The 11189-nt window shown below is 67.2% G+C and carries 10 protein-coding genes; 1 reads left to right on the top strand and 9 read right to left on the bottom strand.

The features are described 5' to 3' along the window. Positions 1-127 precede the first annotated feature (127 nt). Entirely contained in the window at positions 128-3139 is a 3012-nt protein-coding gene (ydiJ, locus tag V0R59_RS15385) for a D-2-hydroxyglutarate dehydrogenase YdiJ (RefSeq protein WP_330078163.1), read from the bottom strand. Between the two features lie 153 nt (positions 3140-3292). Between ydiJ and V0R59_RS15380 the strand changes: the two genes are divergently transcribed. Further along, on the top strand, positions 3293-4192 hold the full coding sequence (locus V0R59_RS15380; RefSeq protein WP_330078162.1) for a LysR substrate-binding domain-containing protein: 900 nt from the start codon (positions 3293-3295) through the stop codon (positions 4190-4192). 20 nt (positions 4193-4212) lie between these two features. Here the strand turns inward: V0R59_RS15380 and V0R59_RS15375 are convergent, their stop codons facing one another. From V0R59_RS15375 to V0R59_RS15340, 8 genes are all read right to left on the bottom strand, one after another. Continuing rightward, entirely contained in the window at positions 4213-6180 is a 1968-nt protein-coding gene (locus tag V0R59_RS15375; RefSeq protein ID WP_330078161.1) for a response regulator, read from the bottom strand. After that, positions 6170-7042: a sensor histidine kinase gene (locus V0R59_RS15370; protein ID WP_330078160.1), complete on the bottom strand. Its 873-nt coding sequence runs from the start codon at positions 7040-7042 to the stop codon at positions 6170-6172. The genes V0R59_RS15375 and V0R59_RS15370 overlap by 11 nt, the downstream gene beginning before the upstream one ends. Further along, entirely contained in the window at positions 7035-8051 is a 1017-nt protein-coding gene (locus tag V0R59_RS15365; protein ID WP_375547421.1) for an ATP-binding protein, read from the bottom strand. The genes V0R59_RS15370 and V0R59_RS15365 overlap by 8 nt, the downstream gene beginning before the upstream one ends. Continuing rightward, positions 8042-8446 (bottom strand): anti-sigma regulatory factor, encoded by a 405-nt coding sequence (locus V0R59_RS15360; RefSeq protein WP_330078159.1) that lies wholly within the window; start codon positions 8444-8446, stop codon positions 8042-8044. The genes V0R59_RS15365 and V0R59_RS15360 overlap by 10 nt, the downstream gene beginning before the upstream one ends. Then, positions 8443-8805 (bottom strand): STAS domain-containing protein, encoded by a 363-nt coding sequence (locus V0R59_RS15355; RefSeq protein WP_330078158.1) that lies wholly within the window; start codon positions 8803-8805, stop codon positions 8443-8445. The genes V0R59_RS15360 and V0R59_RS15355 overlap by 4 nt, the downstream gene beginning before the upstream one ends. A 4-nt stretch (positions 8806-8809) precedes the next feature. Then, a complete protein-coding gene (locus V0R59_RS15350) occupies positions 8810-9661 on the bottom strand; it encodes an STAS domain-containing protein (protein ID WP_330078157.1) in 852 nt (283 codons plus the stop codon). A 184-nt stretch (positions 9662-9845) separates the two neighbouring features. Continuing rightward, on the bottom strand, positions 9846-10604 hold the full coding sequence (locus tag V0R59_RS15345; RefSeq protein ID WP_330078156.1) for a class I SAM-dependent methyltransferase: 759 nt from the start codon (positions 10602-10604) through the stop codon (positions 9846-9848). Between the two features lie 37 nt (positions 10605-10641). Then, the gene (locus V0R59_RS15340) at positions 10642-11172 is read right to left on the bottom strand and encodes a FecR domain-containing protein (protein WP_330078155.1); all 531 of its coding nucleotides are present in this window, start codon (positions 11170-11172) and stop codon (positions 10642-10644) included. Between the last annotated feature and the right edge of the window lie 17 nt (positions 11173-11189).

Raw genomic sequence — 11189 nt, 5'->3', positions numbered from 1 at the left:
AAACCACCCCCTACACGCGCGTCGGCGCGGTGGGGGGCGGGGTTTCCCCGGGTTGGCGGCCTGTCCCCCCACTACCGCAATCGCGGGTAAACCCGCTCCCACAGGGCCCGCATCGTTCTCAGGGTTGTCAGCCGATCACCGCCTGCAACACCACCTCCAACGGATGCCGCAGCTTGCGCTCGGCCATGCGCTTCACCTGGCTGCGGCACGAGTACCCGGTGGCCAGCGGCTCACCGTCCTTGTCCAGCTTGCCCGCCCAGGACTGTTCGAAGATGGTCTTCGACGTCTCCTGGTTGCGCGCCTCGTGACCGTAGGTGCCGGACATCCCGCAGCAGCCGGTGGCTTCGGTCACCAGCTTCAGGCCCAGGCGCGAGAACACCTGTTCCCACTGCTTGGTACTGGCCGGTACGTTGGTCTTCTCGGTGCAGTGGGCCAGCAGGCGGAAGCTGCCGCCCTTGCCAGCCTGCTCCGGCAGCACGTCCACCAGCCATTCCTGCGGCAGCAGCACTTTCGGGCTGCCTTCCAGGCCCGGCACCTTCTGGTATTCCTGGCGATACACCAGGGTCATCGCCGGGTCCAGCCCCACCAGCGGCACGCCGCAATCGGCCAGGGCCTTGAGCTGGGTGCCGTTGCGCACCGCGGCCTTGGCAAAGGCGCCGAGGAAGCCCTGGACGTGCAGTGGCTTGCCATTGGCGCTGTAGGGAGCAAGGAAGACCTTGTGCCCGAGGCGGTAGGCGAGGTCGATGAACGACGCCAGCAGCGGCGTTTCGAAGTAGCGGGTAAAGGCGTCCTGCACCAGCACGATGCTGCGCTCGCGCTGTGCCGGGGTCAGCTCGCGCAGGGCCGGGACGCTGGCCGCGCGTACGCCGCAGCGCTTGAGCGTGGCCTGGAAGTTGAAGCGGCTGATCAACGGGCTGTCGACCATGCCGATGCGCTCGGCCAGCAGGCCACCGACGAACTTCGATCCCATCACCGCGTTGTACAGGCCCGGCGCATGGGCCAGGTAGGGAATGGTGAACTCCAGCGAGCCGATCAGGTAATCGCGCAGCGGGCGCTGGTAGCGGTTGTGGTACAGCTCCAGGAAGCGCGAGCGGAAGTCCGGCACGTTGACCTTGATCGGGCACTGCCCGGCGCACGACTTGCACGCCAGGCAGCCGGCCATGGCGTCGTAGACCTCATGGGAAAAGTCGGCCTGGCCCTGCTTCTGCGCGCGCACATTGCGCAGGCGCTGTGGCAGGCCCTTGAGCCAGGAGACGCCATTCGGCTTGAGCACGTCGACGTTCGCCGCACCCTGCAGGCGCAGCCATTCGCGGATCAGCGAGGCACGGCCCTTGGGCGAGTGCTGGCGCTGGCGCGTGGCCTTCCACGACGGGCACATGGCGTCGTCGGGGTCGTAGTTGTAACAGGCGCCGTTGCCGTTGCAGTGCACCGCGCTGCCGAAGCTCTGCCATACGCGCTCGTCGATCTGCCGGTCATGCTCGCCACGCAGTGGCGCCTCGTTGACCTTGATCAGGCCCTCGGCGCTGTCCGGCGGGGTGCAGATCTTGCCCGGGTTGAGCTGGTTGTGCGGGTCGAACGCGCCTTTCAGGCGTTGCAGCGCGGGGTACAGGGCACCGAAGTAGTCCGGCACGTATTCCGAACGCAGGCCCTTGCCGTGCTCGCCCCAGAGCAGGCCGCCGTAGCGCTGGGTGAGGGCGGCGACGGCGTCGGAGATGGGCTTGACCAGCGCGGCCTGGGCCGGGTCCTTCATGTCTAGCGCCGGGCGCACGTGGAGCACGCCGGCATCGACATGGCCGAACATGCCGTAGGTCAGGCCGTAGCCGTCCAGCAGGGCGCGGAACTCGGCGATATAGTCAGCCAGCGCTTCCGGTGGCACCGCGGTGTCTTCGACGAACGGCTGCGGACGCACCTCGCCCTCGACGTTGCCCAGCAGGCCCACCGAGCGCTTGCGCATGGTGTAGACCCTGGTCACCGCCGCCGAGCCTTCGGCCAGGGTATGGCCGAGGCGTTCGACGCTCTGGTCGCCCTGCAGGTGCTGGATGAACGCCGCGACCCGGGCGTTGACTTCGTCCGGCTGGTCGCCGCAGAACTCGACGAGGTTGATGCCCAGGGTCGGTTTCCCGGGATCGGCCGGGAAGTATTCGGCGACGCTGTGCCAGACGATGTCCTGCATCGCCAGCATCAGCACCCTAGAGTCCACCGTCTCGATCGACAGCGGCTTGTGCGCCATCAAGGCATTGGCGTCGCGCAGGGCGTCCATGAAGCTGCTGTAGCGGACGTTGACCAGCACGGCGTATTTCGGGATCGGCAGCACGTTGAGCTTGGCTTCCACCACGTAGCCCAGCGAGCCTTCGGCGCCGCACAGCACGCTGTTGAGGTTGAAGCGCCCGGCGTCGTCGCGCAGGTGCGCCAGGTCGTAGCCGGTCAGGCAGCGGTTGAGCTTGGGGAAGGTGCTTTCGATCAGTTCGCCCTGGGTTTCCTGGATCTCCCGGGCCATGCGATAGACCTCACCGACCCTGCCGGGCAGGGCGCAGGCGGCGTCCAGGGTAGCGTCGTCCACCGGCAGGCTGTGCAGGCGTTCGCCGCCCAGCAGCACGCTGTGCAGCTCCAGCACGTGGTCGCGGGTCTTGCCGTAGGTGCAACTGCCCTGGCCGCTGGCATCGGTGTTGATCATGCCGCCGACGGTGGCGCGGTTGGAGGTCGACAGCTCCGGCGCGAAGAACAGCCCGTGCGGCTTGAGCGCGGCGTTGAGTTGGTCCTTGACCACCCCGGCCTGGACCCGCACCCAGCGTTCCTCGACGTTGATTTCGAGGATCTGGTTCATGTGCCGCGACAGGTCGACGACGATGCCGTCGGTCAGCGACTGGCCGTTGGTGCCGGTGCCACCGCCGCGCGGCGTCAGCTTGATCTGGCGAAAGCGCGGCTCGGCCATCAGCGTGGCAACCTTGGCCACGTCGTCGGCATCCAGCGGGAATACCGCGGCCTGCGGCAGGCGCTGGTAGATGGAGTTGTCGGTGGCGAGCACGGTGCGGGTACCGTAGTCGGCGCTGAACTGGCCACGGAAACCGGCGGCGCGCAGGGCATCGAGGAAGGCGGTGTAGTCGGCGGCGGGGGCGGCGACCGGGAGTTGGGCGATCATCGGTGGATGGCCTCGTGATAATGGCGGCTAATCATGAATACTTGACCTGGATGTATGGTCATCCTTTGGCCAGATGGTGGATGATGCCAATGATTCCGTAGTGTCGCAGCCGGCACAAACGGAAAATGGCGCAGCCTTTGATGAGTTTTATGAATGAATTACCGCAATCTCACCCCATCGATGTCGTTGCTCCTGGCCTTCGAGGCCGCCGCGCGGCATGAAAGCTACACCCGCGCCGCCGAAGAACTGTCCCTGACCCAGAGCGCGGTGAGTCGCCAGGTGCAGACCCTGGAGCAGCAACTGGGGGTGATCCTGTTTCGCCGCGAGGGGCGCACGGTCAAGCTCACCGAAGTGGGGCGCCTGTACCAGCGCGAGATCAGCGAGGCCCTGGGCCGGATCCGCAGTGCCACCCTGCATGCCATCGCCCACCACGGGGGGGGCGGCAGCCTGCGGCTGGCGACACTGCCGACCTTCGGTTCGAAATGGTTGCTGCCGCGCCTGCACGAGTTCTATCGCCGCCATCCCGAGGTGCTGGTGCATATCAACTCGCGGATCGAACCGGTGGATTTCGCCACCAGCGGCATCGATGCCGCCATCGTCGTCGCCAGCGGCGAGCAAGCGGGGCTGGTCAGCCATCGCCTGCATGCCGAGGAACTGCTGGTGATCCTCTCGCCGGCGCTGGCGACCTCGCGCGAGGTGTGGACGGCGCAGGACATCGCCGGGCAGACCCTGCTCAGCGTGGCCAACAACGCCAATGCCTGGGGCGACTGGTTTTCCCACCAGGGCGTGGCGCTGCAGTCGATGCGCCTGGGGCCGAGCTTCGAGCTGACCTCGCACCTGATCCAGGCGGTGCGGGCGGATATCGGCATCGGCCTGGTGCCGAGGATCCTGATTGCCGACGAGCTGGCGGAGGGCACGCTGGTGAGTCCGTTGCCGGCGCATGCCAGTGCCCGGGGCTACTACCTGGTGTACCCACCGCGCAACCAGGCGTTGCCGGCGTTGGAGGCGTTCCGCGGGTGGTTGCTGGAGGAGCCGGGATTGCGCGAGGAGTGATGAATCCCCGGTCTTGAGGGTCAGGGGCTGGAGGTCGCCGCCACGCCGCCATCCAGCGCCCGCCGCACCTTGTCCAGCAACTCGCCGATCTGGAATGGCTTGAACAGCATGTCCATCCCCGGGGCGAGGAAGGCCTGGCGGTTCAACGCGGTCTGCGCGTAGCCGGTCATGAACAGGATCGGCAGCCCGGCGCGCCAGCCCCGGGCGACGTCCGCCAGCTCGCGGCCACTCATGCGCGGCAGGCCGACATCGGTCAGCAGCAGCTCGATCGAGCCGTCCTGCTGCAACTGTTCCAGCGCCTGCTCGATGCTTTCCACCGTGGTGCAGCGGTAGCCGGCGTCGATCAGCACTTCGCTGACGAACAAGCGCACCGACGGCATGTCCTCGACGATGAGAATGTGTTCGCCATGGCCCTGGGCGTCGCCACTGCCTTGTGGCTCGGGTGGCCTGTGCGCGCCGTCGGCGCCGGCGGGCAGGACCAGGGTCACCTCGGTGCCGCGCCCGACGACGCTGCGGATATGCGCGTCGCCGCCGGACTGGCGGGCGAAGCCGTAGATGGTCGACAGCCCCAGGCCCGTGCCCTGGCCCAGCGGCTTGGTGGTGAAGAAGGGTTCGAAGACCTTGTCGATCACGCTGTGCTCGATGCCGACGCCGTCGTCGCGCACCGACAGTGAGACATAGGCACCATCCTGCAGCTTCGGATTGCCCCGGGAATACGCGGCATAGGTGGTGATCCAGATATGCCCGCCCTGGGGCAGGGCGTCGCGGGCATTGATCACCAGGTTGAGCACGGCGCTTTCCAGCTGCACCGGGTCGACCAGGGCGATGGCCGGCTGGTTGGTCAGTTCCAGGGTCAGGGCGATGCGTTCGCCGATGGTGCGGATCACCAGGTCTTCCAGCGAGCGCACATGCTCGTTGACGTCCACCGGGCGGGTGTCCAGCGGCTGCTGGCGGGCGAAGGCGAGCAGGCGGTGGGTCAGCGAGGCGGCGCTGGTGGCGGAGTTGAGCGCAGCGTCGGCGTACAGCTGGAGCTTGCCCGAGGCCTGTTTGTCGACCTGTTTGCGGATCAGTTCGAGGCTGGTGATGATCCCGGTGAGCAGGTTGTTGAAGTCGTGGGCGATGCCGCCGGTGAGCTTGCCCAGGGCGTCCATCTTCTGCACCTGCAGCAGTTGCGCCTCGGTGCGCGCGCGTTCCGCGACTTCCTTGGCCAGTTGGGTGTTGGCATCGTCCAGCTGGGCCTGGTGCGAGCGCTCGCGGTGGCGATGCTCGGTGACGTCCTCGACGAACACCAGGCTCGATCCGGGGGTGCGGTAGGGCGAGATCTGCCATTCGGTCTCGCGCCGCTCGCCCTTGACCCGCATGTTCAGCGTGCCTTTCCAGCGCTCGCCATCGGCCAGGCGCAGGCGCAGCTCGCCGATCACCTGGGCGTCGTTGTCTGCCAGGCACTCGCGCACCGTCTGCGGGTCGTCGCCGCCTTCGAGCAACTGGGTAAAGGCATGGTTGCATTCATGGATGCTGAGGTTGGCGTCGAGCACCGCGATCGGCGCCGAGACATTGCTGAATATCTCGCGGAAGCGCGCCTCGCTCTCGCGCAGGGCGTTTTCCGCGTCGCGCACCCGCAACTGGGTGCGCAGGGTGGCCAGCAGCACGTCGGGGTCGATGGGGTGGATCAGGTAGGCGTCGGCACCGGCGTCGAGGCCGGTGATGATGTCGCCGGTCTGGATCGACGCCGCCGACACGTGGATCACCGGCAGCAGCGCGGTGCGCGGGTCGGCGCGCAGCTTGCGGACGATATCGAAGCCGCTCATGTCCGGCAGGTTGACGTCGAGGATCAGCGCGTCGATATGCCCCAGCTCGATCAGCGCCAGGCCCTCGCCACCGGTGCCGGCTTCCAGCACGTTGTAGCCGTGGCGGTCGAGGCGGCGGCGCAGGGCGTAGCGGGTGGCGACGTTGTCGTCGACGATCAACAGCTGCAGGTCACGCTTCATCGGCGGCCTCCGTGGCCACGGCCAGCGGGATGATCACGAAAAAGGTCGAGCCGACCCCGGGTTCGCTGCACACCCCGACCTCGCCCCCGAGCAGGGCGGCGAAGCGCTTGCACAGCGACAGGCCGAGGCCAGTGCCACGCAGGCGCTTCTGCAGCGGCGAGTCGACCTGGGAGAAGTCCTCGAACAGGCTGTCGTGCAGCTCCGGCGCGATGCCGATGCCGGTGTCGCTGACGGCGAAGCGGATCCGGTCGTTGCCTTCGAGGCTGGCCGACACCCGCACTTCGCCGGTGGTGGTGAACTTCAGCGAGTTGGAGATGAAGTTGCGCAGGATCTGCGCCAGCTTCTTGTCGTCGGTGTACAGCCGCGGCAGGCCCGACGGTTCCTCGAAGATCAGGTCGACATCGGCGCTGTTGACGATCGGCCGGAACATGCCGCGCAGGGCGGCGAACAGGTCGAGCATGTCGAACCAGCCAGGGGAGATGGTGATGCGCCCGGCCTCGATCTTGGCCAGGTCGAGCAGGTCGTCGACCATGTCGCTGAGTTCTCGGGTGGCGTTGCTGACGAAGGCCACCTGCTTGTGCTGCTCGGGGCTGAGGGGACCGTCCAGCTCGTCGGCGAGCAGGCTGGTGATACTCAGGATCGAGCCCAGCGGGGTGCGGAACTCGTGGCTCATGTAGGACAGGAAGCGACTTTTCAGGTCCGAGGCCTGGCGCAGTTGCTCGGCCTGGGTGTCCAGCTCCGAGTACAGCGCCAGCACGCCTTGGTTGGTTTCTTCCAGCTCGGCGCGCAGCGCGTCGTTTTCGCCGCTCAGGCGCTCGAACAGGCTGCGCTGCTCGGCGGTGAGGGTGGTCAGGTCAGTCATCGATGGCCTCCAGGCCGGTCACCAGAACGGTCACGTCGTCGCGGCCGCGGCTGAAGTCGCGGTGCAGCACCGTGGCGATCACCGCCGGGTGGCGCTGGACCAGGCCGGGATAGTCGCGCAGGTTCCAGCGCGATTGCAGGCCATCGCTGTGCAGGATCAACAGGTTCGCGTTCACGGGAGCATAGTCGAAGGTCTGGATCTTCCGGTATTGCGCGCCGACGATGCCCGGATGGGAGGTCAGGCCGCGGGTCTTTTCCGGGGTCACCAGGCTGGCGCTGATATTGCCGATGCCGGCGTAGTCGAGGCGGTCCTGGCGGGCGTCGAAGCGGGCGATGGCCACGGCACCGCCGCGGCTGGCCTTCATCGCCTGGTGCAGGTCTTCCATCAGCAGGTGCGGAGCACTGAACGGCGCCGCGACGAATGCCGCGCGCCCGGCGTGGGCGGCCTGCTCAGCCTCCTCGCCATGGCCGAGGCCGTCCACCAGCAGGGCGCTGACAGAGCCGCCGCTGACCGCCAGGGCCCAGCTGTCGCCACAGTGCGGATCGTCGTGCAGGGAATGCTGGCTGACCCCGAAACGCAGGTCGGCGGCACGGTCGCCGCTGGCCTGGAAGCGCGCCAGCAGTACCGTGCCACGTTCGTCGGCATGCAGGTCGAAGACATCGGCCTGGCGCAGCACTGCGCCCAGGCCGATGCCCTGGGTTCCGCCGGTGGAATAGCCGTCGACCAGGCAGGTCCCGGCATCGAAGCCGCCGGCACGGTCCACCGCCAGCAGCTCGATACCGGCCTGTCCGGGCCGCGGCAGCACCCGCAGGTGCATCTCGCCGCGCCCGGCATGCTTGAGGATATTGCTCGCAAGCTCGGTGGCCACCAGCGCCACCCGCCCGGCATCGGTCTCGTTGAAACCGTGTTGCTGGGCGAGCTTCTGCGCGGTGCGGCGGGCATGGCCGATCTGCGAAACGTCTTCGATCGCCAGCACCTGGGTGGGCGATCCGGTCACTCTCAGGTCCATCGGGTAATCGTCACGCAGGTACCCTCGCCGGGCGCGGTTTGCAGGTCGAACTCGTCCACCAGGCGCTTGGCCCCGGTCAGGCCAAGGCCGAGGCCGCCGCCGGAGGTCCAGCCGTCGGTCATGGCCAGCTTGATGTCGGGAATGCCGGGGCCCTTGTCGCGGAAGCTCAGGCGCAGTCCGACGCGGCCGATATCGTCGAGCACCTGCCAGTCCATGTCGCCGCCACCGCCGTAGACCACGGTGTTGCGCGCCAGCTCGCTGACCGCCGTGACCAGCTTGGTCTGGTCGATCAGGCGCATGCCACATTCAGTGGCGAGCTTGCGCGCCGTCTGCCGGGCCAGGACCACGTCCTGTTCCAGGCGAACGGCCTGGGTACCGCTGCTGCGCAGGTTCATGAGGATTCCACCTGTTTGCGAAGCTTCTGCATGCCGCGCTCGACATTGAGCGCGGTCATGACACCGGGCAGGGTCAGGCCCAGTTCCACGAGGGTGATCGCCACCGAGGGCTGCATGCCCACGAGTACGGTCTGGGCGTCCATGATCCTGGACAGCCCGGAGATGGTGCCGATCATCCGGCCAATAAAGGAATCGACCATGTCCAGCGCCGAGATATCGATCAGCACGCCCTTGGCCGACGTGCGGCTGATGCGGTCGGCGAGGTCTTCCTGGAGGGTCAGGGCAAGCTGGTCGTGCATGTCGACCTGGATGGTCACCAGCAGGTAGTCGCCCATTTGCAGGATAGGAATGCGTTCCATGGCGTCACACCGGCTTGACCAGGTTGACGCCGATGCGCGACAGCGCGAGTTTCAGGGCATCGGCGAGGTTGGCCTTGGTGGTCACGCCCTGCAGGTCGAGGCCCAGGTGCACGATGGTCTGGGCGATCTGCGGACGCACGCCGCTGATGATGCAGTCGGCGCCCATCAGGCGGATGGCGGTGACGGTCTTGAGCAGGTGCTGGGCCACCAGGGTATCGACGGTGGGGACACCGGTGATGTCGATGATGGCGATTTCCGCACCGGTGTCGACGATGCGTTGCAGCAGCGACTCCATCACCACCTGGGTGCGTTGCGAGTCGAGGGTGCCGATCATCGGCAGGGCGAGGATGCCGTCCCACAGCTTGACCACCGGGGTCGACAGTTCCAGCAGTTCTTCCTGCTGGCGCTTGATCACCGCCTCGCGGGACTTCTGGTAGGTGCGGATGGTGTGCATGCCGAGGGCGTCGAGCAGTTCGGAGATTTCCCAGAGCTGTTCGGCCAGTTGCGCGGGCTGGTCGCGGTAGTGCTGTTGCAGGAGGCCGAACAGCGGGCCCTTGAGGGCGAAGATGAAGTTGGCGGTCTGGTGCGAGTCATGGCCGAGCAGGGCACGGCTCTGCGACAGCTTTTCCAGGAACAGGCGGGCGTCGTCCCAGCCGCCTCCGGCGATATTGCCACCGGCTTCGTTTTCCAGGCCGTTGATCAGCAGGTGGAGGAAGTCGTTGGTCTGCTGCTGCAGGTCCTGTTCCTTGAGGTTGCGCGTGGCGCCGCTGGCTTCCAGGTCGCGGGCCCATGTGTCGAGGAGTTGCTGGCGCTGGACCTGAATAGCTTCGAGCGTGCTGGAATTGAGTGCTGCCATCGGGTGTCGCTCCTGGGAAATGGGGCCGGTTCGCGAGTGCACCGGCTCTTGGATAGTAGCGCTGAAGCATGAAAACAGGTTGGGCGCTTTGCCAGTATTGGCGGGAATCACGTTCCGAGTATCGGGCGCAGCAAATGGTTCCGCGCTGGCAAAGGGATTTTTGCAGCCTTGAAGACCGGGCGGGTTACTCGCGAATCCGCCCCGCCCGAATGGTCAGTGGCCAGGTCACCAGCCGGCGTGCCTGCGGATCGCCCCATTCCTCGGCGAGCTGCTGCGCCACGGTGTCCACCGGGTTGCTGCCCAGGGCCCGCTCCGCTGCCTTCACTGCCGACCAGGTGTTCAGGTAGCCGATCAACTGCGGCAGGGTCCAGCGCATTTCGATCACCTGCGGCGGCACCTCGCTTGCCGTGAACGGGAAGGGCAGGTCGCGGTAGCCGGTCTCGACATGGCGGCGCTCCGGCGGCCAGTAGGGCGCGATGGTCTGGTAGTAGAACTGCTGCAGATGACGATCCAGCTCGCCGTCCAGGTGCAGCACGCCGTAGGTGATCAGGGCGATGGCCGCCTGCGGCCGGGCGATGCGCCGGGCTTCGGCGTAGAAGGCATCGAGGTCCAGCCAGTGCGCGGCCTGGGCCACGGTGATGAGGTCGACGCTGGCGTCACGCAGGCCGCTGCTTTCGGCCGGGGCGGTACGGTAGACCACGCCTTCGCGGGGTTCGGCGGCGGCGATCTGCGCGGCGCTGGCGTCGGTGGCGATCACCTCGTCGAAGCGTTCGGCCAGCAGGACCGAGAGTTGCCCGGTACCGCAGCCGCAATCCAGGGCCCGGCCGGTGCCGGGGCTGATGCTGGTGAGTTCGTCGATCAGTTCCAGGGGGTAGCCCGGGCGGTAGGCCGCATAGCCAGCCGAGCCGCTGGAGAAATGATCCTTGAATGTACTGCTGGTCATGAACCCGGCCTCTGTCTTTCTTTTTGGTTCGCTGAGCCTAGCGCGTTGCTCCGGGTGCGGACATTCGACCTTTTTCTGCCCCGGGGCTCCAGGCCTGCTCCATGGCCGTGGCGTCCAGCGGTCGCACGGGGTCGATGCCGTGCTCGGTCAGCTGTACCTGCTGCCCTGCCTCCAGGGTCAGCCGGTCGGCGATGCGGCTGTTGCCGGCGAGCTGGCTGACCCGGGTGCTGCCGTCCAGGCGTTCGATGACGACGCGGGCGTCATGGGTTTCGAGCAGGGCCTGCGGGGTGCTCACCTGCAGCGGGGCGGCGCTGGCTTGCACCAGGACCTGGCCGGAGAGCAGGCGGATCAGGCAGTGATCGTCGTCGAACTGCAGGGCAACGGAGGAGTTGGCGTGGAGGGTCAGCTGGCTGCCGTCCTTGAGCCGTTCGTGGTGCCACTGGCCGGCACCGGTGCTGAGGTCGGCAAGGGCGAAATCCTCGCGCCAGTAGGGCAGGCCGAGCAGGGCCGAAGCCGCGATCAGGGCGGCCATGCCGAGGGCGGTGGTGGTGCGGTTGTAGCGGGACATGGTGGTCCTTGGTGCCG

The sequence above is a fragment of the Pseudomonas ulcerans genome, assembly GCF_036324125.1.
GTDB classification, from domain to species: domain Bacteria; phylum Pseudomonadota; class Gammaproteobacteria; order Pseudomonadales; family Pseudomonadaceae; genus Aquipseudomonas; species Aquipseudomonas ulcerans.
The sequence above is the reverse complement of the archived record's forward strand: the minus strand, read 5'-3'. Positions and strand labels throughout refer to the sequence as shown.